The sequence below is a fragment of the Neorhizobium tunisiense genome (genome assembly GCF_039631515.1).
In the GTDB taxonomy this organism is placed as follows: Bacteria; Pseudomonadota; Alphaproteobacteria; order Rhizobiales; family Rhizobiaceae; genus Neorhizobium.
Map to the genome: position 1 here is coordinate 692,550 of NZ_JBDIUU010000001.1, position 21,416 is coordinate 713,965.

At 62.5% G+C, this 21,416-nt stretch carries 23 protein-coding genes; 12 read left to right on the plus strand and 11 right to left on the minus strand.

Annotated elements, in window-relative coordinates; genetic code table 11:
- Window positions 1-3: 3 nt before the first annotated feature.
- Complete coding sequence (gene gatB / locus ABCW43_RS03640; protein WP_345922141.1) at window positions 4-1,509, minus strand: Asp-tRNA(Asn)/Glu-tRNA(Gln) amidotransferase subunit GatB; 1,506 nt, start codon at window positions 1,507-1,509, stop codon at window positions 4-6.
- Between the two features lie 140 nt (window positions 1,510-1,649).
- Between gatB and ABCW43_RS03645 the strand changes: the two genes are divergently transcribed.
- On the plus strand, window positions 1,650-1,973 hold the full coding sequence (locus ABCW43_RS03645) for a DUF1294 domain-containing protein (protein ID WP_345922142.1): 324 nt from the start codon (window positions 1,650-1,652) through the stop codon (window positions 1,971-1,973).
- Here ABCW43_RS03645 and ABCW43_RS03650 read toward each other — a convergent pair.
- Window positions 1,970-2,479, minus strand: a complete 510-nt coding sequence (locus tag ABCW43_RS03650; protein ID WP_345922143.1) for a GNAT family N-acetyltransferase — start codon at window positions 2,477-2,479, stop codon at window positions 1,970-1,972. The two genes, ABCW43_RS03645 and ABCW43_RS03650, sit on opposite strands and share 4 nt — an antisense overlap.
- Window positions 2,480-2,759: 280 nt before the next feature.
- Here ABCW43_RS03650 and ABCW43_RS03655 point away from each other — a divergent pair, with 280 nt between their 5' ends.
- The 3 genes from ABCW43_RS03655 (at window position 2,760) to ABCW43_RS03665 (ending at window position 3,577) form a co-directional block, all read left to right on the plus strand.
- Complete coding sequence (locus tag ABCW43_RS03655) at window positions 2,760-3,017, plus strand: YjhX family toxin (protein ID WP_345922144.1); 258 nt, start codon at window positions 2,760-2,762, stop codon at window positions 3,015-3,017.
- A 94-nt stretch (window positions 3,018-3,111) separates the two neighbouring features.
- Window positions 3,112-3,297 carry a hypothetical protein gene (locus ABCW43_RS03660; protein WP_345922145.1) on the plus strand — a complete coding sequence of 62 codons (186 nt, stop codon included), beginning with the start codon at window positions 3,112-3,114 and terminating at the stop codon, window positions 3,295-3,297.
- Window positions 3,287-3,577 (plus strand): type II toxin-antitoxin system RelE/ParE family toxin, encoded by a 291-nt coding sequence (locus tag ABCW43_RS03665; RefSeq protein ID WP_345922146.1) that lies wholly within the window; start codon window positions 3,287-3,289, stop codon window positions 3,575-3,577. The genes ABCW43_RS03660 and ABCW43_RS03665 overlap by 11 nt, the downstream gene beginning before the upstream one ends.
- Window positions 3,578-3,584: 7 nt before the next feature.
- Here the strand turns inward: ABCW43_RS03665 and ABCW43_RS03670 are convergent, their stop codons facing one another.
- From ABCW43_RS03670 to ABCW43_RS03685, 4 genes are all read right to left on the minus strand, one after another.
- Window positions 3,585-3,857 (minus strand): hypothetical protein, encoded by a 273-nt coding sequence (locus ABCW43_RS03670; RefSeq protein WP_345922147.1) that lies wholly within the window; start codon window positions 3,855-3,857, stop codon window positions 3,585-3,587.
- 59 nt (window positions 3,858-3,916) lie between these two features.
- On the minus strand, window positions 3,917-5,398 hold the full coding sequence (gene gatA, locus ABCW43_RS03675; RefSeq protein ID WP_345922148.1) for an Asp-tRNA(Asn)/Glu-tRNA(Gln) amidotransferase subunit GatA: 1,482 nt from the start codon (window positions 5,396-5,398) through the stop codon (window positions 3,917-3,919).
- Window positions 5,399-5,454: 56 nt separating this feature from the next.
- Window positions 5,455-5,742: an Asp-tRNA(Asn)/Glu-tRNA(Gln) amidotransferase subunit GatC gene (gene gatC, locus ABCW43_RS03680; RefSeq protein ID WP_345922149.1), complete on the minus strand. Its 288-nt coding sequence runs from the start codon at window positions 5,740-5,742 to the stop codon at window positions 5,455-5,457.
- 109 nt (window positions 5,743-5,851) lie between these two features.
- Entirely contained in the window at window positions 5,852-6,553 is a 702-nt protein-coding gene (locus ABCW43_RS03685; protein ID WP_345922150.1) for a metal-dependent hydrolase, read from the minus strand.
- Window positions 6,554-6,684: 131 nt separating this feature from the next.
- Between ABCW43_RS03685 and ruvX the strand changes: the two genes are divergently transcribed.
- Window positions 6,685-7,173: a Holliday junction resolvase RuvX gene (gene ruvX, locus ABCW43_RS03690; RefSeq protein ID WP_007761087.1), complete on the plus strand. Its 489-nt coding sequence runs from the start codon at window positions 6,685-6,687 to the stop codon at window positions 7,171-7,173.
- On the opposite strand, the gene ABCW43_RS03695 is transcribed toward ruvX, so the two are convergent.
- The 3 genes from ABCW43_RS03695 to ABCW43_RS03705 all read right to left on the minus strand — a co-directional run bounded on the left by ABCW43_RS03695 (window position 7,116) and on the right by ABCW43_RS03705 (window position 8,963).
- On the minus strand, window positions 7,116-7,442 hold the full coding sequence (locus ABCW43_RS03695; protein WP_345922151.1) for a DUF6105 family protein: 327 nt from the start codon (window positions 7,440-7,442) through the stop codon (window positions 7,116-7,118). The two genes, ruvX and ABCW43_RS03695, sit on opposite strands and share 58 nt — an antisense overlap.
- Window positions 7,443-7,736: 294 nt before the next feature.
- Window positions 7,737-8,222, minus strand: a complete 486-nt coding sequence (locus ABCW43_RS03700) for a group II truncated hemoglobin (RefSeq protein WP_345922152.1) — start codon at window positions 8,220-8,222, stop codon at window positions 7,737-7,739.
- A 96-nt stretch (window positions 8,223-8,318) separates the two neighbouring features.
- Window positions 8,319-8,963, minus strand: coding sequence for a TetR/AcrR family transcriptional regulator (locus ABCW43_RS03705; protein WP_345922153.1), 645 nt, complete (start codon window positions 8,961-8,963; stop codon window positions 8,319-8,321).
- A 185-nt stretch (window positions 8,964-9,148) separates the two neighbouring features.
- On the opposite strand from ABCW43_RS03705, the gene ABCW43_RS03710 reads away from it, so the two are divergent.
- Window positions 9,149-10,084 (plus strand): AEC family transporter, encoded by a 936-nt coding sequence (locus tag ABCW43_RS03710; protein ID WP_345922154.1) that lies wholly within the window; start codon window positions 9,149-9,151, stop codon window positions 10,082-10,084.
- Here ABCW43_RS03710 and ABCW43_RS03715 read toward each other — a convergent pair.
- On the minus strand, window positions 10,066-11,718 hold the full coding sequence (locus tag ABCW43_RS03715; protein WP_105401050.1) for an acyl-CoA dehydrogenase family protein: 1,653 nt from the start codon (window positions 11,716-11,718) through the stop codon (window positions 10,066-10,068). The two genes, ABCW43_RS03710 and ABCW43_RS03715, sit on opposite strands and share 19 nt — an antisense overlap.
- 202 nt (window positions 11,719-11,920) lie before the next feature.
- Here ABCW43_RS03715 and ABCW43_RS03720 point away from each other — a divergent pair, with 202 nt between their 5' ends.
- The 4 genes from ABCW43_RS03720 to dprA are packed head-to-tail and all read left to right on the plus strand — an operon-like array spanning window position 11,921 to window position 15,932.
- A complete protein-coding gene (locus ABCW43_RS03720; RefSeq protein ID WP_345922155.1) occupies window positions 11,921-12,862 on the plus strand; it encodes an aspartate carbamoyltransferase catalytic subunit in 942 nt (313 codons plus the stop codon).
- Complete coding sequence (locus ABCW43_RS03725; protein WP_345922156.1) at window positions 12,859-14,145, plus strand: dihydroorotase; 1,287 nt, start codon at window positions 12,859-12,861, stop codon at window positions 14,143-14,145. The genes ABCW43_RS03720 and ABCW43_RS03725 overlap by 4 nt, the downstream gene beginning before the upstream one ends.
- Window positions 14,114-14,776, plus strand: a complete 663-nt coding sequence (gene plsY / locus ABCW43_RS03730) for a glycerol-3-phosphate 1-O-acyltransferase PlsY (protein WP_345922157.1) — start codon at window positions 14,114-14,116, stop codon at window positions 14,774-14,776. Before ABCW43_RS03725 ends, plsY begins: the two co-directional genes overlap by 32 nt.
- A 13-nt stretch (window positions 14,777-14,789) precedes the next feature.
- A complete protein-coding gene (gene dprA / locus ABCW43_RS03735; RefSeq protein WP_345922158.1) occupies window positions 14,790-15,932 on the plus strand; it encodes a DNA-processing protein DprA in 1,143 nt (380 codons plus the stop codon).
- Here dprA and ABCW43_RS03740 read toward each other — a convergent pair.
- Window positions 15,912-16,136, minus strand: a complete 225-nt coding sequence (locus ABCW43_RS03740) for a hypothetical protein (protein WP_245363419.1) — start codon at window positions 16,134-16,136, stop codon at window positions 15,912-15,914. The genes dprA and ABCW43_RS03740 overlap by 21 nt on opposite strands.
- Before the next feature lie 246 nt (window positions 16,137-16,382).
- Between ABCW43_RS03740 and topA the strand changes: the two genes are divergently transcribed.
- Both topA and rnr read left to right on the plus strand, forming a co-directional pair.
- The gene (gene topA / locus ABCW43_RS03745) at window positions 16,383-19,064 is read left to right on the plus strand and encodes a type I DNA topoisomerase (RefSeq protein ID WP_345922159.1); all 2,682 of its coding nucleotides are present in this window, start codon (window positions 16,383-16,385) and stop codon (window positions 19,062-19,064) included.
- Window positions 19,061-21,415 carry a ribonuclease R gene (gene rnr, locus ABCW43_RS03750; protein WP_345922160.1) on the plus strand — a complete coding sequence of 785 codons (2,355 nt, stop codon included), beginning with the start codon at window positions 19,061-19,063 and terminating at the stop codon, window positions 21,413-21,415. The genes topA and rnr overlap by 4 nt, the downstream gene beginning before the upstream one ends.
- Window position 21,416: the final 1 nt, after the last annotated feature.

Sequence of the window (21,416 nt, forward strand, 5' to 3'; positions counted from 1 at the left end):
GGCCTACTCCTCTTCGATCCCGAGCTTGGCCTTGACGAGCGCCTGGACGGCCTGCGGATTGGCCTTGCCGCCGGTCGACTTCATCACCTGGCCGACGAACCAGCCGGCGAGCGTGGGCTTGGCCTTGACCTTGGCGACCTGGTCCGGGTTGGCGGCGATGATCTCGTCGACAGCGGCCTCGATTGCGCCGGTATCGGTCACCTGCTTCATGCCGCGGCTCTCGACGATTTCGGCCGGGTCACCGCCTTCGTTGAGCACGATCTCGAACAGGTCCTTGGCGATCTTGCCGGAGATCGTCTCTGCCTTGATGAGGTCGATGATGGCGCCGAGCTGGGCCGGAGAAACCGGAGTCTCTTCAATGTCTTTGCCGGTTCTGTTCAAGGCGCCCAGCAGGTCGTTGATCACCCAGTTGGCGGCAATCTTGCCGTCGCGGCCTTCGGCAACCGCCTCGAAATAATCGGCGATCGCCTTTTCGGACACCAGCACCGAGGCATCGTAGATCGACAGGCCGAGTTCGCGCACGAACCGGGCCTTCTTGTCGTCCGGCAGTTCCGGCAGGTGCCGTTCCAGCTCGGCGATGAAGGCATCGTCGAATTCGAGCGGCAAGAGGTCCGGGTCGGGGAAATAACGGTAGTCGTGCGCGTCTTCCTTGGAGCGCATCGAGCGTGTTTCACCCTTGTTCGGGTCGAACAGCCGGGTTTCCTGGTCGATCGAGCCGCCGTCCTCGAGAATGCCGATCTGGCGGCGCGCCTCGTATTCGATCGCCTGGCCGATGAAGCGGATGGAGTTGACGTTCTTGATCTCGCAGCGGGTGCCGAATTCGGCGCCCGGACGGCGCACCGAGACGTTGACGTCGGCGCGCATCGAGCCTTCGTCCATGTTGCCGTCGCAGGTGCCGAGATAACGCACGATCGAGCGCAGTTTGGTCATATAGGCCTTGGCTTCGTCGGAGGAGCGCATGTCGGGCTTGGAGACGATCTCCATCAGCGCCACGCCGGAGCGGTTCAAGTCCACATAGGACATGGTCGGATGCTGGTCGTGCATCGACTTGCCGGCATCCTGTTCGAGATGCAGGCGCTCGATGCCGATCTCGATATCCTCGAACTGGCCCTGGCGATCCGGACCGAGCGAGATGACGATCTTGCCCTCGCCGACGATCGGGTCCTTGTACTGGGAGATCTGGTAGCCCTGCGGCAGGTCCGGATAGAAATAGTTCTTGCGGTCGAACAGCGAGCGCTTGTTGATCGCGGCCTTCAGACCCAGGCCGGTGCGGACCGCCTGCTTGATGCATTCCTCGTTGATCACGGGCAGCATGCCGGGCATGGCCGCATCGACGAGCGAGACGTTGGAATTGGCCGGCTTGCCGAACTCGGTCGAGGCGCCGGAGAAGAGCTTGGAATTGGAGAGAACCTGGGCGTGCACCTCCATGCCGATGATGACTTCCCAATCGCCGGTGGCGCCGGGGATGAAGCGTTTCGGATCGGGCGTGCGGACGTCGACAAGGGTCATCTGATGCTCGTGAAATGGTCTCGATTGGGTTTCTGGAGGTAGAGCAAATGGCGCGGAGGTGCAAGGCTTGCTGCGCGTCGGTATCACTGTGGAATACCACAGTTCAGCCGGCTTTAACCAGACTCTGGTGAAATCGCGCAATGGAGCCATCAACCCCACTCGCGCTGTTTATCCTGTATCTCCTCCTGAACGTCCTCGCATTCTGCGTTTACTGGTGGGACAAGCAGGCGGCTCTCGATGGCACATGGCGGATCAGCGAGCGCACACTCCTGGGTATAGCCTTCGTCGGCGGCAGCCTGGGCGCCGTAACCGCACAGCAGATGCTGCGACACAAGACCCGCAAGGAACCTTTCCGTACGTTGCTGATGATTATAGTCACCCTTCACACGCTCGGCGCGGCGTCATGGCTGCTTGCTCCGGACTTGACGCGGCGGGTGGTCGCGGTCATCGCCGGGGCGATTTAGAAGCTCGGCCCGTAAGTGTCGGGCGCTTCCGCGACGAGGCGCTTCGACAGGCCGACCGACTGAACGTCCCGGTCGATCTTCGGCGAATAGATGGTCGAGAGCCAGTTGATGGAATAGCCCAGCTTCTCGAAGAAGCCGACCGCCTCGGCATTGCGGGCGTGGGTCTCGATACGGGCGACCTCGAACCCCTGGTGGACGATCTCGGCCTCGATCTCGACGAGAAGCGCCCGGCCGAAGCCGTGGCCCTGGAAGGCCGGATCGATCCAGAAGTCGGAGATCAGCTCGTCGAGCTTTTCGCGCGCCGCCCAGCCGGCAAGGTTGCCGGCCTGCTCGACGACGGTGATGGTGAGCCAGGAGGAGCGCGTGAAATTCTGGAAGGCAGTACGGGCGCTGGAGCGCATATCGGTCATCTCGCCGATCGAAATCATGGCCTTCTCCCAGGAGCGGAAGCCGATTTCCGCCAGGATATCCACCTCGTCCTCACGCGCATTGCGAATATGGGCCATAGCTTCCCCTGTTGGAGATGGCAGTAGAACACTGAGTCTGCGCTTTGACCAGTGCAACATCTAGGGCGTTTCGGTCAGGTGCTTGACGGCTGGGGAAAACCCGCCTAGTGCGGATTTCGCATTGATGGAGTTTTGATGTTCTCCTCCGTAGAGACCCGCTAAGGGGCCGGCCCCGCGTTAAGCCGCGCCGGCCCAGACAAAAACGAGAGCCCCGGCGTTTCGCGACGCCGGCAACGTTTTTGCGCGCTCCTCTCCGAGCGCTTCTCCGGACATCAAGACAATGGATATTTCCCGCGCCGAACAGCGCATCCTCCACCTGCTCGCCCAGGGCGGCAGGATCGAGATCACACGCGACGACAATAGAAAAATCGAAAAGCTGCTACTCGTCACCCGCGAAGGCTGGGCTTTTTCCGGTTTAGACCTCGTCACCTTCCGCAAGCTCAAGCAGAAGAAGGCGATCAAGTCCCAGGGCGGCAGGCCCTACCGCATTACCGAAAGAGGACTGGTGCTGGTGAGGGCCGAGCAGGATAATCGGTAGGAAGACGAAAGCCGGTCTCCATTGCCAGGAGATCGGCTTCCGTCGACGAGCAAATGCGATTGGACTTTGGCGCTATTCGCGTTATTTTACAGGGATGAGCGATCTACGGGAAAAAATCAGCTTCAAGGAACTAACCGAGCCTCACGCGGCTGCGGCCAGCGACGAGCAGTACGATTCCTGGAAGGAAGAAAAAATCCGGCACGCGCTCAAGCAGTCCGAGGACCGCTCCAAGATGACCCCAGCGCGAAAAGTCTGGGAGCGCTTCGGCTTTGAACGTTAATTTCACGCCGCAAGCCATCGCGGACCTCAGTGAAATTCATACCCATATCGCACAATTCGACCGAAATGCCGCCGATCGCGTCTTATCGCGCATCCGGCAAGTTATCGAGATATTCGAGAGTTTTCCGCTTCTCGGTCGGGAAGGCGGTGTCGAGGATACGCGCGAATTCGCCATTTCCGGCCTGCCTTATACGATTGTTTACCGGATACTGTCGGCAAGCGATCTCGATATCCTGACGATCGTCCACCAGCGCAAGCTCTATCCTCCATTGGAAGATTGAACGGTCCTCAGGCCTGAGCCGAAATCTCCGCCCGCATCGCAGCCCACTCGTCGGCCATCGAGCCCGAGCGCTTTTTGCCCGCGCGGCGGTACCAGTAGTCGGCGTTCCAGTCGTCGCCTTCAATGCGGTGGCAGAGGGCGTGGCCCCAGTCAAAGGGCTGCTCGCCTTCATGGGCCTGGCAGATCTCGTGCACCGCCTGCCAGTCGGCACCCATGGTGAAACCATTGGCCGCGAGGCGATCAAACGCCTCGATCAATCCTGCCAGATCCGTCTTAGCCATGAACCACCCCCCTGGCGACCGCCCGATGATCGGCGGACGTCATTTTCCGGATGATCCGCTTACCACCACTTCGCCGGCGTGAACCGGCCGGCGGCCTGTTCGATGACATGGGCGGTGCGGAACAGTGTTTCTTCCTCGAACGGCTTGCCGATCAGCTGCAGGCCGAGCGGCAGGCCCTTGGCGTCGAGGCCGGCGGGAACGGCGATGCCCGGCAGGCCGGCCATGTTGACCGTCACCGTGAAGATGTCGTTGAGGTACATCTTGACCGGATCGGAAGCGAGGTCCTCGTCGGCGATGCCGAAGGCCGAGGACGGCGTGGCGGGCGTCAGGATCGCATCGACGCCGGCGTTAAAGACGATCTCGAAGTCGCGCTTGATGAGCGTACGGACCTTCTGGGCCTGCAGATAATAGGCGTCGTAATAACCGGCCGACAGAACATAGGTGCCGATCATGATGCGGCGCTTGACCTCGGTGCCGAAACCGGCGGCGCGGGTCTTTTCGTACATGTCGACGATGTCCTTGCCGTCGACGCGCAGGCCGTAGCGAACGCCGTCGTAACGGGCGAGGTTCGACGAGGCTTCGGCAGGGGCGACGATATAGTAGGCCGGCAGCGCGTATTTGGTGTGCGGCAGGGTGATGTCAACGATCTCGGCACCGGCATCCTTCAGCCAGGCGATGCCCTGGGCCCAGAGCTTCTCGATCTCTTCCGGCATGCCTTCGACGCGGTATTCCTTCGGAATGCCGATCTTCATGCCCTTGAGCGACTGGCCGAGCGAAGCTTCGTAATCCGGCACCGGCAGGTCGACCGAGGTCGTGTCCTTGGCGTCGACCGATGCCATCGACTTCAGCATGATCGCCGCGTCGCGCACGTCGCGGGCGATCGGACCGGCCTGATCGAGCGAGGAAGCGAAGGCGACCGTGCCCCAGCGCGAGCAGCGGCCATAGGTGGGCTTGATGCCGACGGTGCCGGTGAAGGCGGCCGGCTGGCGGATCGAGCCGCCGGTATCGGTGGCGGTAGCACCAGCGCAGAGGAATGCGGAGACCGCAGCGGCCGAGCCGCCCGACGAACCGCCCGGCACCAGCTGCTGGTTCGAGCCGTTCGCCTTCCACGGGTTGATCACCGGGCCGTAATGGGAGGTCTCGTTGGAGGAGCCCATCGCGAACTCGTCCATGTTGAGCTTGCCGAGCATGACCGCGCCGTCATCCCAGAGGTTCTGGGTGACGGTCGATTCGTATTTCGGCAGGAAGCCGTCGAGGATGTGGCTGCAGGCCTGGGTATGGACGTCGCGGGTGGCGAACAGGTCCTTGATGCCGAGCGGAATGCCTTCGAGCGCACCGACCTGGCCGCTTGCACGGCGCGCGTCGGAGGACTTTGCCATGTCGAGCGCCTTTTCCGGCGTCACGGCCACATAGGCGTTGAACACCGAGTTGGCGGCATCGATCGCGGAAAGATAGGCCTCAGTCAGCTCGACCGAGGTGAATTCCCTGGCTTTGAGCTTTTCGCGGGCTTCGGCAATGGTAAGGCTGGTGAGTTCGGTCATGGTCTCTTCAAACGGTTCGAAACAAGGAGGAGGTTCGGCGGGGCGCTATCCAGCGCTCACTCGACGACCTTCGGCACCAGGAAAAAGTTATGGTCGGTAGAAGGCGCGTTGGCGACGATATCGTCGGCCTTGTCGCCGTCGGTGACATTGTCGGTGCGTTTGCGCATGTCCATCGGGGTGACCGAGGTCATCGGCTCGACGCCTGAGACATCGACTTCGGAAAGCTGCTCGACGAAATTGATGATGCCGTTCAGCTCGCCGACCATGCGATTGGCATCTTCCTCGGTGACCGCAATGCGGGCAAGGCGCGCGACGCGCTTGACGGTGGCGAGATCGACGGACATGGCATAACTCCGATGGGAAATTTCCCCTTCGCTATAATGGCCATGCCCGCCCTTCGCAACAGGGAGCGCGCCTCAATTTGCGAAGGCGCGCCGACTGAAAGGATGCGACTTAGAAGGTCAGGCTGCCGCCCGGCACCGGTGTCTCGACCCGGGTGCGGGAGCCTTCCATGCCCTTGACGAACTTTTCCGGCGTCTGATCGACGCCCGGCAGGCCGTAATGGCAAGGCAGCGCATGCTTGAAGTCGAAGAAGCGCTGGCAGGCCAGTGCCGCCACGGCCCCGCCCATGGTGAAACGGTCGCCGATCGGCACGATGCCGATATCCGGCTGGTGCAGCTCGTTGATCAGCGCCATGTCGGAGAATATGTCGGTATCGCCCATGTGAAGGACGGAAGGCTCGTCGTCGAAATGCAGCATCAGGCCGTTGGCATTGCCGAGGCAGTGCGAAACGCCGTCTTCGGTCAGCGAGGCGGACGAATGCAGGGCATTGGTGAAGGTGGCGGTGAAACCCTCGAAACCGATCGTGCCGCCGGTATTGCCCATTTCGAGCTTCTCGACGCCCTTCTTGGCCAGCCAGACGCCGAGGTCGTAGTTGGCGAGAACGACGGCACCGGTTTCCTTGGCGATCTGCACGGTATCGCCAATGTGGTCGCCATGGCCGTGGGTGAGGAGGATATGGGTCAGGCCCTCGGCGGCGGCCTTGATGTCCTGGCCGGCAAAGGCCGGATTGTAGGTCAGGAAGGGGTCGATCAGGATCTTGGCCTTGGCGGTCTCGATGCGGAAGGCGGAATGGCCGAGCCAGATGATCTTCATGGAAAACTCTCCTTCAATATATGCGGGATGGTAACGACACATAGCCGATATGAGGCTAAAGGGAAGTGGGACAGAGGGTGGGACAGAACCCTCTCCGGCCCACCCTATTGTATCCCGGGGATGAAGAACGCATGACAGTGATGACGATCGAGGAACTGGCCGAGGCCCTTCAACCTGGACAGGCGATTGCCGGCCTCGACCTCGGCACCAAGACGATCGGGCTCGCCATGTCGGATCTCGGCCGGCGTTTCGCCTCACCCCGCCCGGTCATCAAGCGGGTGAAATTCACCAAGGATGCCGAAGTGCTGCTTGCCTTTGCCGAAAAGGAAAAAGTGGCGGGCTTCGTCATCGGCCTGCCGACGAACATGGACGGCTCGGCCGGGCCGCGCGTTCAGGCGACGCGAGCCTTCGTGCGCTCGATGTCGGAAAAGACCGCCCTGCCCTTCGTCTACTGGGACGAACGGCTGTCGACGGTCGCTGCCGAGCGGGCGCTTCTGGAAATGGACGTGTCGCGGGCCAAACGTGCCGAGCGGATCGATTCCGCCGCGGCAAGCTTCATTCTTCAGGGCGCTCTGGACAGGCTCTCGTCGCTCGGCAGGGAGACGGATTTCGCCAGTTGACGCTTCCCCCACCAGGCGGCGATCTCGCGGCGCTTGCGGAAGGCGACAATCGCAAACACGACCAGACTGTCGAACGCGATGGCGCGCGCCACCAATGGCGGAATGGTTTCCGGCGGGATACCGAGAATATTGCCGTAGACCTGGAAGACCAGGTCATGTGTCTGGCGGGTCAGCATGAAGAAGCCGAAGCTCATGTCGTAGTAGGAAAGCCCGTACCAGCTGGCCAACAGCAGGACCGGACCGGCCCACAAAATCAGGAACCACTTCATGCAGTTCTTCCTCTCGGCTCTACCGGATACAGTTCCACAGACACAAGCCATCTCGATAGAGCCATAAGGCTCAGGGCCACGGCAGGGATGGCAATGTCCATGGCTAGCGCCGCGAAGACCGTCGTCATGACGATCAGCAATGCTATATTCCGGATTTCAGTTCCCATACGCGGATACTCGGCGAACGTCGTAGTTAACAGTGCGTTAACGCCGAACTTAAGCCCGCAGGGATTTACCGCAACGGAAACCGGGGGAGATGGTTAATTTCGCAAGGCCGCCTGTGGATAAAGCAGGTCAGGCTGCCGGCGACTTCGGTTTCTTCGGAATATAGGGACCGCCGGTTTCGCCCCATCCCCATTGCGGCATCGGCGCATGTTCGTAAACCTTGGCTCCGGGCTGCGAATTGGCGACCGCAAGCCGCGTTCCCCATTCGAGATAACCGACCAGCGCGGATGTGAACTCCGGGTCTGCCGGAAGTTCCAGATCCGTATAGGTATCCAAGAGGATATTGATCCATCGCCGGCGCATCGGCTCGTTCAGGTGCCTTTCAAGATGATGGCGTACCATCGCCGGATGACCGCCACGCTGCTCCGAGTAGAGCTTTGGTCCGCCAATGACCTCGGCGATGAACATGGCGACGTGCTGCGGATGTTCCTGGTCCATCCCGGAAAAGACCGGACCGAGCAGTTCATCCGTCGGAACGCGCCGATAAAATTCGGTCGTGAGACGCAAGAGTGCGTCGAAGCCGCCTATCCATTCGTAAAGCGTTGGCACCGTCATGGCGTTCCCTCCCGTATCTCTACAAGAGATACGGAGCGTCGATCATCGCTTCAATCCCTGACTTCGAGCAACGGACGAACGTCTGCGGCGAAAAGGTCAGCCGTAGATCGCGCGGACCAGGCGGCGGAGCGCGTTGCCGACCTTGTCCCAGTCCTTCTCGGTCTTGAGCGTCAATCCGGCGAACTGGCCGCTGACGGCGGCTGATATCACCAGGTGCTGGATGGCTGCAAACAGCAGCGCATTGGTGGTCGCGGCATCGACGCCCTTCGGCGGCGTCAACGAGCCGCGCATCTTTTCGAGCCATTTGCCGAGCGCCTTGGTGCGCGCTTCCGACAACCGGCGGACCTGCGGCGTGTCCTGCGAGACCTCCCAGGCGACGATCTTGCAGACCAGCGGGTCGTCACGCAGCGCTTCCATGAAATAGATGGAGAGCTTTTCCATCAGGTCGCCATAGGTCAGCAGGAACATGCCGCCGGTATCTTCCGGGATGCGATCCCTGACCCAGGTGCCGAGATCGGCGCCGATCGCCTCGATCAGCCCGTCGAGGCCGCCGTAGTACCGGTAGATGAGCTGCTTGTCGCAACCGGCCCGGCGCGCCACCGCATTGATGCCGAACCCCTGAAAACCCTGCTCCGCTAGAAGGGCGCGGGCCGCCAGGAAGATCGCCCGCTCGGTGCCGGCGCGGCTGCGCACTTTCGCGACCGAACCTTCTTGCGCTGTGACTTCAGGGATCTGGAGCATTTTTCGCCTGTTTCGGTTTCAATCTTGATCAACCGCGATAGTCCGGGCGATCAGCCGCCGCAAGCAGTCTTGATGCCCATGCACAGGATTGCGCGCGCAGCACTTGAATTCGCAGGGTCTTGCATTGCACTATCGGCATGGGAGGACTAACGAGATCCTGTTCTCCCACCGACGTGCCCTCCTCCATGCTCATCGTCTTCCAAAGCGTCCTGCCGATTTTCCTGCTGGTTCTCCTCGGCATGGGATTAAAACGCGCGCCGATCATCAATCCCGATTTCTGGGACGGGCTCGAACAGTGCAGTTACTGGGTGCTGTTTCCGGCCCTGCTGTTTTCCACCATGGCCAAGGCTGATTTCTCCAATACCGAGAACCTGACGGTCAGTTTCGCAGCGATCGTTTCTGTTCTGGTGATGTCGGGCGGGTTGCTGCTGGCATGGCCTCTGCTGCGGAACCTGCGCGTCGGCGGGCCGGCCTATACCTCACTGTTTCAGACGGCGACGCGCTGGAACGCGTTCATGGCGCTGGCGATCGCCGCCAAGACCTACGGCCAGCAGGGGCTGACCATGGTCGGCCTGGTGATGGCGGCAATCATCATTCCGCTGAACTTCATCAATGTGACCGTGCTCCTGTGGTTCTCCGGCCATGACCGGAACTACAGGGCTATTCTCTATAGGGTCTGTACCAATCCGCTGATCCTCTCGACGGCGCTCGGCATCGTCGTCAACGTTGCCGGCGTTCCGATCTACGAACCGGTGATGGTGGCGGTCGACCTGTTGTCGCAGGCGTCGCTCAGCCTCGGCCTGATCACGGTCGGCGCAGGCCTGCGGGTCATGGACGCGCTCAAGCCGAGGCCGATCACTCTTCTCGCCGTCTTTTTGAAGCTGATCGCTTTCCCGATCGTCGCAGTCGGTGTCGGCGCGCTGTGCGGAATCCAGGGCAGCGCCCTCGTGCTTCTGGCACTGAGTGCCGCGGTTCCGACCGCGATGAACGGTTATCTGTTGGCAAAACAGTTGAACGGCGATGCGGACATGTATGCGGCGGCGGCGACCCTGCAGGTCGTCGCCTCGTTCCTCACCATTCCGGTGGTGATGACGGCGGTCGCCTACGTCGCGGCGGGATAAAGCAGGTCGACGATGTAGCGCGCGTCGAACCGGGCATCCAGCATGCCGTAGGTCGAGCGCCAGCCGCCGGCGAGGCGCGTTTCCAGGAAGGCATCGGCGATCTTGCCGGCGCCAAGCCGCACCAGCTCCGACGCCGCTGCCGCAAGTGCAAGCTGCTCTACGAGAAGCCGGGCAGCACCTTCGTCGGTTTCGCAGAGCGCCATCGCGGCGCGCAGAACCTCGACCGTCTTGCGGCCCGCAGGACCGAGATCCCGTTCGAAACCGGCGAGCACCGTGTTGAACAGGTCCCGCCCACGCGACAGCACCCGGAGCACGTCGAGTGCCATCACATTGCCCGATCCTTCCCAGATCGCGTTGACCGGGGCCTCGCGGTAATGCCGGGCGATCGGGCGTTCCTCGATATAGCCGTTGCCGCCGATGCACTCCATCGCCTCGTAGATCAGCGCAGGCGCGATCTTGCAGTTCCAGTATTTGATGACCGGCGTCATGACGCGGGCGAAAGCCGCGTCGGCCGGGTTGCTGGCCGCCCGATCGAAGGAGTCGGCGAGCCGGAAGCTGAGCGCCGTCGCCGCGGCGACATCGAGCGCCATGTCGGCCAGGACACGCGTCATCAGCGGCTGATCGACGAGCTTCTTGCCGAACACGCTGCGGCCGCGGGTGTGGTGAACCGCTTCGGCGAGCGACGCGCGCATGATGCCGGCGGATGCCAGCGCGCAATCGAGCCGCGTCAGGGTGACCATGTCGAGAATGGTGCGGATGCCGCCGCCGGGCTCGCCCAGCAGATAGCCGAAGGCATCGGTGAATTCGACTTCGGAGGATGCGTTCGAGCGGTTGCCGACCTTGTCCTTCAGGCGCTGGAACTGCAGGCCGTTCGCCGACCCGTCCTCCAGCAGCCGCGGCACAAGAAAACAACCGATCCCGTCGCCGGTCTTGGCCAGCATGACGAAGCCGTCGCTCATCGGCGCCGACATGAACCACTTGTGGCCGGAGAGCCGGTAGATGCCCTCGCCGACCCGCTCGGCGGTCGAGCGGTTGGCGCGCACGTCGGTGCCGCCCTGCTTCTCGGTCATGCCCATGCCGAGGGTCACCGCGCTCTTCTGCAAGGCCGGACGATTCGTCGAATCGTATTTGCGCGACAGGATCTTTGGCGCCCATTCCTTCTGGACGCGCGGCGAGGCCATCAGCGCGGCAATCGAGGCGCTGGTCATGGTCAGCGGGCAGAGATGGCCGCATTCGAGCTGCGCCGAGAGATAGAATCGCGTCGCCCGCGCCTTGTGCTCGTGGCCCTTGGCTTCGGGGATGTTTTCCCAGACGGAGGAATGCAGGCCGGTCTGCATCGAACGACGCATCAGCGCGTGCCAGGCGGGATGGAACTCGACGACATCAAGCCGTTCGCCGCGCGGACCATGGGTCTTCAGCTTCGGCGGGTTCTCGTTCGCCATGCGCGCCAGTTCCTGCGCCTCCGGCGAGGTGACGTAACGGCCGAGCTGGTCGTATTCCTCGCGGATAGTGCGGTTCAGCGTGCTCGTCAGGTCGACGACCAGCGGATCGGATCGGTAGGCATTGATGCCCGACCAGGGTTTAGGCTGGTTCAGTTCGGCAAATTTTTCTTCGGCGCGCGACATCTGGTTCATGAAACGGGTTCTAGCGGAAGTTACCGGGCCTGGGAACGGCGCCCAATCAGGAATCCGGGCGTTCTCAACAAAAGGCCGCACCCGCGTCAAGAAACCTTCTTGTCGCTATCCTCTCAAACAAGCAGTGAGATAAGTCCCTCGCCCGCTTGCGGCTCCTGCCGTCAGACCTTATAGACCGCCGAACGCAAGCGGAGACGTGTCCATGGTCTTCTTCCCTCATCGCCATCTGATTGGCATCAAGGGCCTTACCGAACAGGATATCACCTTTCTTCTCGACAAGGCCGACGAGGCCGTGAAGATTTCCAGGCAGCGGGAGAAAAAGACCTCCACGCTGCGGGGCCTCACCCAGATCAACCTGTTCTTCGAAGCTTCCACCCGCACCCAATCGTCCTTCGAGCTCGCCGGCAAACGCCTCGGCGCCGACGTGATGAACATGTCGGTCGGCAATTCCTCGGTCAAAAAGGGCGAGACGCTGATCGATACGGCGATGACGCTGAACGCCATGCGCCCGGACGTGCTGGTGCTGCGCCATTCCTCGGCCGGTGCCGCCGCGCTTCTGGCGCAAAAGGTTGCCTGCTCGGTGATCAATGCCGGCGACGGCCAGCACGAACATCCGACCCAGGCGCTGCTCGACGCGCTGACCATTCGCCGCTCCAAGGGCAAGCTGTCGCGGATCATCGTCGCCATCTGCGGCGACGTACTGCATTCGCGCGTGGCGCGCTCCAACATACTTCTTCTCAACGCCATGGGCGCGCGGGTCAGGGTCGTGGCGCCTTCGACGCTGCTGCCCTCCGGCATCAGGGACATGGGCGTCGAGGTCTTCCATTCGATGGAAGAGGGTCTGAAGGACGCCGACGTGGTGATGATGCTGCGCCTGCAGCGCGAGCGCATGGCCGGCGCCTTCGTGCCGTCGGTGCGCGAATATTTCCGCTTCTACGGGCTCGACGCCGAAAAGCTTAAAGTCGCCAAGCCGGATGCGCTGGTCATGCATCCCGGTCCGATGAACCGCGGCGTCGAGATCGCCTCCGAAGTGGCGGACGGCCCGCAGAGCGTCATCGAGGAACAGGTGGAAATGGGGGTCGCGGTGCGTATGGCCGTGATGGAGGCCCTGCTCGTCTCCCAGAACCATGGAGAACGCGCATGACCCCGACAATCCTCAAGAATCTGCGCATCATCGACCCGTCGCGCCAACTCGACGAGACCGGCACGATCATCATCGGCGCCGACGGCCGCATTCTCGCGGCAGGCAAGGGCGCTCAAAATCAAGGCGCACCGGAAGGTGCGACGGTCCGGGACTGCAAGGGCCTCGTCGCGACGCCGGGCCTCGTCGACGCCCGCGTCTATGTGGGCGAACCGGGCGCCGAACATACCGAGACGATCGAATCGGCAAGCCGGGCTGCGGCTGCCGGCGGCGTCACCTCCTTCATCATGATGCCCGACACAGATCCGGTGCTCGATGACATCGCCCTGGTCGAATTCGTGCAGAAGACCGCCCGCGACAAGGCGGTCGTCAACGTCCATCCGGCCGCCGCCCTTACCAAGGGGCTTGCCGGCAAGGAGATGACGGAGATCGGCCTCCTGCAGCAGTCCGGCGCCGTCGCCTTCACCAACGGCAGGCACGGGCTTTCCGACACGCTGCTCTTGCGCAGGGTGATGACCTATGCCCGCGAATTCGACGCCGTGGTTTCTCTGGAACTGCGCGAAAAATATCTCGGCAACGGGGTGATGAACGAAGGCCTGTTCGCAAGCTGGCTCGGCCTGTCGGGCGTGCCCAAGGAAGCCGAGATCATCCCGCTTGAACGGGACTTGAGGATCGCCGGCCTGACGCGGGCGAAATACCATGCGGCCAAGATTTCCGTGGCGGAATCGGCCGAAGCGATGCGGGTCGCCCGTGCCCGCGGGACCAACGCCACCTGCGGCGTCTCGATCAACCATCTGGCCCTCAACGAGAACGACATCGGCGAATACCGCACCTTCTTCAAGCTCTCGCCGCCGCTGCGCTCCGAAGACGACCGTGTCGCGATGGCCGATGCGGTGGCCGACGGCACGATCGATATCATCGTCTCCTCGCATGACCCGCAGGATGTCGACACCAAGCGCCTGCCGTTTGCCGATGCCGAGGACGGCGCGATCGGACTGGAAACGCTGCTCGCCGCCGCCCTTCGCCTGCATCACGACGGCCGCGTGCCACTGATGCGGCTGATCGATGCGATGTCGACCCGGCCGGCGCAGATTTTTGGCCTCGATGCCGGCACGCTGAAGCCCGGCGCCAAGGCCGATATCACGCTGATCGATCTCGACGAGCCTTGGATCGTGTCGAAGGATATGATCTTGTCGAAGTCGAAGAACACGCCGTTCGAGGACGCGCGATTCTCGGGCCGCGCCGTCGCGACGTATGTGGCCGGCAAGTGCGTCTACACGCTTTAAGGGGAGCAAGGGCGTGAATGAACTCTTCAACTGGCAGATCACCCTGCCGATCGCGCTGGCCGCACTGGCGTTCGGTTATCTGCTCGGCTCCATTCCCTTCGGCCTGATCCTTACCCGGGCGGCGGGGCTCGGCGACATCCGCTCGATCGGCTCGGGCAATATCGGCGCCACCAACGTGCTGCGCACCGGCAACAAGAAGCTTGCCGCAGCCACCCTGCTGCTCGACGCGCTGAAGGCCACCGTCGCGGCGCTGGTCGCCTGGTATTTCTTCGGGAAGGAAGCGGGGCTGCTTGCCGGTTTCGCGGCCTTCATGGGCCATCTTTTCCCGGTCTGGCTCGGCTTCAAGGGCGGCAAGGGTGTCGCCACCTATATCGGCACGCTGCTCGGCGTCGCTCCCTGGATGGTGCTGGTGTTTGCTGCAATCTGGCTCGGCGTCGCCAAGATCAGCAAATATTCGTCGCTCTCCGCTCTGGTTGCAACCCTTGTCATTCCGGTTGTGCTGTGGTTCTTAAACGAACCGAAGATCGCGCTCGTGATGGCGGTCATGACCGCCATCTCCTGGTGGAAGCATGAAGAAAATATCAAGCGGCTGATCGCCGGCACCGAAAGCAGGATCGGCCAAAAGGGATAGACCGGGGGAAACAATGCCGGACGGCAGCGCGAGACGAACAGGAATTGCGCTGACGGAGAGGCAGAGGATCGCCTGGCTGCGGCTGATCCGCTCCGACAATGTCGGCCCCGCCACGTTTCGAGATCTCATCAATCATTGCGGCTCGGCGGAAAACGCTCTTGCCATGCTGCCCGAACTCTCTGCTCGCGGCGGAGCGACGAGGGCGATCCGGATTGCCGGCGTGCAGGAAGCCGAACGCGAACTCGAAGCGGCCCATCGGTTTGGCGCCCGCTTCGTCGGCATCGGCGAACCCGACTATCCGCCGGCGCTGCGCCAGATCGAAGGCGCGCCACCGCTTCTTGCCATGAAAGGCGACCTTTCCGCCGCAACTCGTCCGTCAATCGGGGTCGTCGGATCGCGCAATGCCTCGATATCGGGCGCCAGGTTCGCGGCGATGATCGCAAGGGATTGCGGCCGAGCCGGTTATACGGTGACGTCAGGTCTTGCCCGCGGCATCGATACCGCAGCCCACCGCGCCAGCCTTGAGACCGGAACGATTGCAGTGCTCGCCGGCGGTCTCGACCAGCCCTACCCGCCGGAAAACATCCCCCTTCTCGACGAGATCACCGAGGGTGCAGGCCTTGCCGTCAGCGAAATGCCGTTCGGCTGGGAGCCCCGCGCACGGGATTTTCCCCGTCGCAACCGGCTGATATCCGGCATTTCGCTCGGCGTCGTCGTGGTGGAGGCGGCGGAGCGTTCCGGCTCGCTGATTACCGCCAGGATGGCGACCGATTTCGGACGGCTCGTCTTCGCCGTTCCCGGCTCGCCGCTCGATCCGCGCTGTCACGGCACGAACGGGCTTCTCAAACAGGGCGCGATCGTCACAACCGGGTCGGCCGACGTAATCGAAGCGCTGGCGCCACTCTCGCAACTTGATCTCTTCAACGGTCCGGTGGTGGAAGAGCCAAAGAAATTCAGCGAGATACTGCCGCCCAATGATGACGACCGGGCGATCATCGTTTCGGCGCTGGGGCCGACGCCGGTCGAGGTGGACGACATCATCCGCCATACGGGACTGCCCGCCTCCACCGTTTATCTCATCCTGCTGGAACTCGATCTCGCCGGCCGGCTGCATCGGCATGTCGGCGGTCTCGTCTCAATCGCGATGGATGCCTGAGTCGCGATGGAAGACTGAGCGGGGACGTCGGCCTGCCTGTACGTCCCCCGCCTCCACATAGGCCATCTCGATGAGATAACAGAGCATATCGGCTCCCTCTCCCAAGGCGACCTGCCGGAGTTCCCCGAGCATCTGCCTTATATAGGCGATATTTTCCCTGGTATCGTCCTCGCGCCGGCCGTTTGTCTCGCTCCGAGAAATCATATTCGATCCTGTCAAAAAAGTCGGCCACCGGTCCAAATAAATTCACCTTGAGGTATGCGAGGGACCATATCGCATTTATTTAAGATTGCAACCAATTGCAAATCTTCTTCAGGTTGCATCTCGTTGTACCCTATAATTTGGCATACGCCCCTTGACCGCGAGGCAAACGCCCTCCATGTCGGGAGGTCAAGATTTCCGCCTGGACCGCAAGGGTTCCGGGCCAAGCCTCTATTGCAGAGAAGCAAAATGAATGTTGTCGTCGTAGAATCTCCCGCCAAGGCCAAGACAATCAACAAGTATCTCGGCTCCGGCTACAAGGTTCTCGCCTCTTTCGGCCATGTACGCGATCTTCCGGCCAAGGACGGTTCAGTACTTCCCGACCAGGACTTCGAGATGCTGTGGGAAGTCGATAGCGCCTCCCAGAAGCGCATGAAGGATATCGCCGACGCCCTGAAAGGCTCGGACGGCCTGTTCCTCGCGACCGACCCGGATCGCGAAGGCGAAGCCATTTCCTGGCACGTGCTCGACCTCCTGAAGAAGAAGAAGCTGATCGGCGACAAGCCGGTCAAACGCGTCGTCTTCAACGCCATCACCAAGAAGGCGGTGCTCGATGCGATGGCCAATCCGCGCGATATCGACGTGCCGCTGGTCGACGCCTATCTCGCCCGCCGAGCCCTCGATTATCTTGTCGGCTTCAACCTTTCGCCGGTTCTGTGGCGCAAATTGCCAGGCGCCCGCTCCGCCGGCCGCGTGCAGTCGGTTGCGCTGCGCCTCGTCTGCGACCGCGAGTCGGAGATCGAGCGTTTCGTCTCCGAAGAATACTGGAACCTGTCGGCGCTGCTGCGCACCCCGCGCGGCGACGAGTTCGAGGCCCGCCTCGTGTCTGCCGACGGCAAGCGGTTGCAGGGCCGCTCGATCAAGAACGGCGAGGACGCCAACCGCCTGAAGGCGCTTCTCGACGGCGCGACCTATGTGGTCGATACTGTCGAGGCCAAGCCCGTCAAGCGCAATCCCGGCCCGCCCTTCACCACCTCGACCCTGCAGCAGGCCGCCTCCTCCAATATCGGCTTCAACGCCTCGCGCACCATGCAGGTGGCGCAGAAACTTTATGAAGGCGTCGATATCGGCGGCGAGACGGTCGGTCTCATTACCTATATGCGTACCGACGGCGTGCAGATGGCGCCGGAAGCGATCGACGCTGCCCGTAGCGCCATCGTCGATCAGTTCGGACAGCGTTACCTGCCGGAAAAGCCGCGCTTCTATTCCACCAAGGCGAAAAACGCCCAGGAAGCCCACGAAGCTATCCGCCCGACCGATTTCACCCGCACGCCGGACCAGGTACGCCGTTATCTCGATGCCGACCAGGCCCGTCTTTATGAGCTGATCTGGAAGCGCGGCATCGCCAGCCAGATGGCGTCCGCTGAGATCGAGCGCACCACGGTCGAGATCCTTGCCGACTACAAGGGCGAGAAGGCGGGCCTGCGCGCCGTCGGCTCGGTGATCCGTTTCGACGGCTTCCTTGGCGCCTACGTGGATAACCGTGAGGATGCCGAAAAGAGCGAGGACGACGATGAAGATGGTCGCCTGCCCGAGATCAACGCCCGCGAAAAGCTCGACAAGAACAAAGTGAATGCCAGCCAGCACTTCACCGAGCCGCCGCCGCGTTATTCGGAAGCCTCGCTGATCAAGAAGATGGAAGAGCTCGGCATCGGTCGGCCGTCCACCTATGCCGCGACGCTGAAGACGCTGAGCGACCGCGAATATGTGACGATGGACAAGCGCAAGCTGATCCCGCATTCCAAGGGCCGGCTGGTGACGGCGTTCCTGGAAAGCTTCTTCACGAAATACGTGGAATACGACTTCACCGCCGATCTTGAGGAAAAACTCGACAAGATTTCTGCCGGCGAGCTCGACTGGAAGCAGGTTCTGCGCGAATTCTGGCAGGATTTCTTCGCCCAGATCGAGGACACCAAGGAACTGCGTGTCACCAACGTGCTCGATGCGCTGAACGAGACGCTCGCGCCACTGGTTTTCCCGAAGCGGGAAGACGGCAGCGATCCGCGTATCTGCCAGGTCTGCGGCACCGGCAACCTGTCGCTGAAGCTCGGCAAATACGGTGCCTTCGTCGGCTGCTCGAACTATCCGGACTGTAACTACACCCGCCAGCTTTCCTCCGAAGGCGGTGCGGACGCGGAGGCGAATGCCCTCAGCGAACCGAAGGCGCTCGGCGCCGATCCGCATACGGGCGAGGAACTGACGCTGCGTTCGGGCCGGTTCGGGCCCTATATCCAGCGCGGCGAAGGCAAGGAAGCCAAGCGTTCGTCGCTGCCGAAGGGCTGGAAGCCCGAGGATATCGACCACGAAAAGGCGCTCGCCCTGATCAACCTGCCGCGCGACGTCGGCAAACATCCGGAATCAGCCAAGATGATCTCGGCCGGGCTTGGCCGTTACGGACCGTTCCTGCTCCATGACGGCAGCTATGCCAATCTGGAAAGCATCGAGGACGTGTTCTCGATCGGCCTCAACCGCGCCGTGACCGTGCTCGCCGAAAAGCAGAGCAAGGTGGCGGCTGGCGGCGGCCGCGGCCGTGGCACGCCCGCGGCGCTGAAGGAACTCGGCGACCATCCGGACGGCGGTTCGATCACCGTGCGCGATGGCAAGTACGGCCCTTACGTCAACTGGGGCAAGGTCAACGCGACGCTGCCGAAGGGGCTCGACCCGCAATCGGTGACGATGGAACAGGCGATGGCCTTCATCATCGAAAAGGGTGGCAAGGCACCATCGGCCAAGGCAAAGCCGAAGAAGGCCGCCGCCAAGGCAACCACCGATACCAAGAAGGCGGCGCCGAAAGCCAAGACGGCCGCGAAGGCTAAAGCTCCGGCGAAAAAGACTGCAGTTGCACCGAAGGCGAAGAAGACAGGCACGTGAGAGAACCACGCGATAGATCGAGACATCAGGGAAAACGCCCCGAAAAGGTTGCCCGCGGTCACGCCGCTTCCGCAACGGAGAAGCCGGTGATCATCCACGGTGCCGTGCCGCCGCGTGATGTCCTGCTCGAATTCATCGCCGAAAATCCGGACAAGGGGTCGAAGCGGGAGATCGCCAAGGCCTTCGGGCTGAAGGGCGACACCCGCGTCGAACTGAAAGACCTGCTGCGGACGCTGGAGGAGGAAGGCCTTCTCAAGAAGAGCCGCAAGTCGCTGACCCGTCCCGATGCGCTGCCGCCGGTCACCGTGCTCGACATCACCACCCGCGACAAGGACGGCGAACTGATCGCCCGCCCGGCCGAATGGCCGGAGGAACTGGGCGCTGCACCGGCGGTGCTGATCCGCCAGTCGTCGGACAGCCGCGGCAAAGGCAGGGTGACTGCCGCCGGGCTCAACGACCGGGTGCTGGCAAAGATCTTCCCGAACAAGGACCGGACCGGTCCTGCCTATACCGCCCGCGTCATCAAGATCATCGACAAGCGCCGCGGCGCCTCGCTCGGCATCGTCCACAAGCTTGACGACGGCGAGCTGCGCCTGCTGCCGATCGACCGGCGTGGCGAGGAAATGGTGATCGAGCCCGCCGATATCGGCGAGGCCAAGGACGGCGACCTGGTCGAGACGGAAGTCGTCCGTTCCGGGCGTTTCGGCCTGCCCCGCGCCCGTGTCCTGTCGATCGTCGGCACGATCGGCTCGGAAAAGGCAATCTCGATGATCGCCGTCTATTCGCACGGCATTCCGCATATCTTCCCGAAACAGGTGATGGACGAGGCTGAAGCGGCCAAGCCCGCCACCATGGCGCAGCGCGAGGACTGGCGCTCGCTGCCGCTGATCACCATCGACCCGGCGGACGCCAAGGACCATGACGACGCGGTCTATGCCGAGCTCGATCCCTCGCCCGACAATCCGGACGGCGTCATCGTCACCGTCGCGATCGCCGACGTCTCCTGGTATATCCGCACCGGTTCACCGCTCGACCGCGAGGCGCTGAAGCGCGGCAACTCGGTCTATTTCCCGGACCGCGTCGTGCCGATGCTGCCCGAACGTATCTCCAACGACCTCTGCTCGCTGCGCGAAGGCGAGGACCGGCCCGCACTTGCGGTGCGGATGGTGTTTTCGAAGGAAGGCCGCAAGGCCGGCCACACCTTCCACCGGATCATGATGAAGAGCGCCGCCAAGCTGTCCTACCAACAGGCGCAGGCCGCGATCGACGGCAAGCCGGACGACAAGACCGGGCCACTGCTCGACCCGATCCTGAAGCCTCTCTGGCATGCCTATGAGGTGATGAAGCGCGGCCGCGACCGCCGCCAGCCGCTCGAACTCGACATGCCAGAGCGCAAGATCATCCTGAAACCCGACGGCACCGTCGACCGGGTCCATGTGCCGGAACGGCTCGATGCGCATAAGCTCATCGAGGAAATGATGATCCAGGCGAACGTCGCCGCCGCCGAGACGCTGGAAAAGAGACGGCAGGCGCTGATCTACCGCATCCACGACACGCCCTCGCTCGCCAAGCAGGAGACACTGCGGGAATTCCTCGCGACATTGGGCATCCCGATGGCCAAGGGCGGCCAGATGCGCGCCAACTCGTTCAACGGCATCCTCGCCAAGGCCGAAGGCACCGCGCACCAGGTGATGGTCAACGAGATGGTGCTGCGCTCCCAGAGCCAGGCGATCTACAGCCCCGAAAATATCGGCCATTTCGGCCTCAACCTGATGAAATACGCACATTTCACCTCGCCGATCCGCCGTTATGCGGATCTGATCGTGCATCGCGCTCTGGTCGGCTCGCTCGGCTTGGGCGAAGGCGGCATCAAGCCGGAAGAAGAGGCGCAGCTCGACGATATCGCCGCCGAGATCTCGACCTTCGAGCGCCGCGCCATGGCCGCCGAGCGCGACACGATCAACCGGCTGATCGCCCACCACTTGAGCGAGCGGATCGGCGAGGAATTCGTCGGCCGCGTCTCCGGCGTCACCAAGGCGGGACTATTTGTCTCGCTTCCGACCTATGGTGCGGACGGATTCATCCCTATATCCACGCTCGGCAACGACTACTTCATCTACGACGAGGCGCACCAGGCGCTTTCCGGAGAGAAGACCGGTCTCGGCTACCAGATCGGCGATACGGTCGATGTGCGGCTGAAGCAGGCCATCCCGCTTGCCGGCGCGCTGCAGTTCGAAATGCTGAGCGAGGGCAAGAAATTGCCGACCGCGATCCGCTCCTTCCATAAATCGGGGCGGCGCGGCCGGACCCAACCCGGCACGCGGCCTCCGCGGAGCGGCCGAAGGAGATAGG

What these genes read in the sequence shown, in the direction of transcription:
- ABCW43_RS03660 (WP_345922145.1), top strand. Translation starts at nt 3,112, where the DNA reads ATGAGCGATCTACGGGAAAAAATCAGCTTCAAGGAACTAACCGAGCCT.
- ABCW43_RS03645 (WP_345922142.1), top strand. Translation starts at nt 1,650, where the DNA reads ATGGAGCCATCAACCCCACTCGCGCTGTTTATCCTGTATCTCCTCCTG.
- ABCW43_RS03695 (WP_345922151.1), bottom strand. Translation starts at nt 7,442, where the DNA reads ATGAAGTGGTTCCTGATTTTGTGGGCCGGTCCGGTCCTGCTGTTGGCC.
- ABCW43_RS03700 (WP_345922152.1), bottom strand. Translation starts at nt 8,222, where the DNA reads ATGACGGTGCCAACGCTTTACGAATGGATAGGCGGCTTCGACGCACTC.
- dprA (WP_345922158.1), top strand. Translation starts at nt 14,790, where the DNA reads ATGCCGGACGGCAGCGCGAGACGAACAGGAATTGCGCTGACGGAGAGG.
- ABCW43_RS03670 (WP_345922147.1), bottom strand. Translation starts at nt 3,857, where the DNA reads ATGGCTAAGACGGATCTGGCAGGATTGATCGAGGCGTTTGATCGCCTC.
- ABCW43_RS03650 (WP_345922143.1), bottom strand. Translation starts at nt 2,479, where the DNA reads ATGGCCCATATTCGCAATGCGCGTGAGGACGAGGTGGATATCCTGGCG.
- ABCW43_RS03720 (WP_345922155.1), top strand. Translation starts at nt 11,921, where the DNA reads ATGGTCTTCTTCCCTCATCGCCATCTGATTGGCATCAAGGGCCTTACC.
- gatB (WP_345922141.1), bottom strand. Translation starts at nt 1,509, where the DNA reads ATGACCCTTGTCGACGTCCGCACGCCCGATCCGAAACGCTTCATCCCC.
- plsY (WP_345922157.1), top strand. Translation starts at nt 14,114, where the DNA reads ATGTGGCCGGCAAGTGCGTCTACACGCTTTAAGGGGAGCAAGGGCGTG.
- ABCW43_RS03655 (WP_345922144.1), top strand. Translation starts at nt 2,760, where the DNA reads ATGGATATTTCCCGCGCCGAACAGCGCATCCTCCACCTGCTCGCCCAG.
- ABCW43_RS03685 (WP_345922150.1), bottom strand. Translation starts at nt 6,553, where the DNA reads ATGAAGATCATCTGGCTCGGCCATTCCGCCTTCCGCATCGAGACCGCC.
- gatC (WP_345922149.1), bottom strand. Translation starts at nt 5,742, where the DNA reads ATGTCCGTCGATCTCGCCACCGTCAAGCGCGTCGCGCGCCTTGCCCGC.
- ABCW43_RS03725 (WP_345922156.1), top strand. Translation starts at nt 12,859, where the DNA reads ATGACCCCGACAATCCTCAAGAATCTGCGCATCATCGACCCGTCGCGC.
- ABCW43_RS03740 (WP_245363419.1), bottom strand. Translation starts at nt 16,136, where the DNA reads ATGATTTCTCGGAGCGAGACAAACGGCCGGCGCGAGGACGATACCAGG.
- ABCW43_RS03710 (WP_345922154.1), top strand. Translation starts at nt 9,149, where the DNA reads ATGCTCATCGTCTTCCAAAGCGTCCTGCCGATTTTCCTGCTGGTTCTC.
- ABCW43_RS03715 (WP_105401050.1), bottom strand. Translation starts at nt 11,718, where the DNA reads ATGAACCAGATGTCGCGCGCCGAAGAAAAATTTGCCGAACTGAACCAG.
- ruvX (WP_007761087.1), top strand. Translation starts at nt 6,685, where the DNA reads ATGACAGTGATGACGATCGAGGAACTGGCCGAGGCCCTTCAACCTGGA.
- topA (WP_345922159.1), top strand. Translation starts at nt 16,383, where the DNA reads ATGAATGTTGTCGTCGTAGAATCTCCCGCCAAGGCCAAGACAATCAAC.
- gatA (WP_345922148.1), bottom strand. Translation starts at nt 5,398, where the DNA reads ATGACCGAACTCACCAGCCTTACCATTGCCGAAGCCCGCGAAAAGCTC.
- ABCW43_RS03705 (WP_345922153.1), bottom strand. Translation starts at nt 8,963, where the DNA reads ATGCTCCAGATCCCTGAAGTCACAGCGCAAGAAGGTTCGGTCGCGAAA.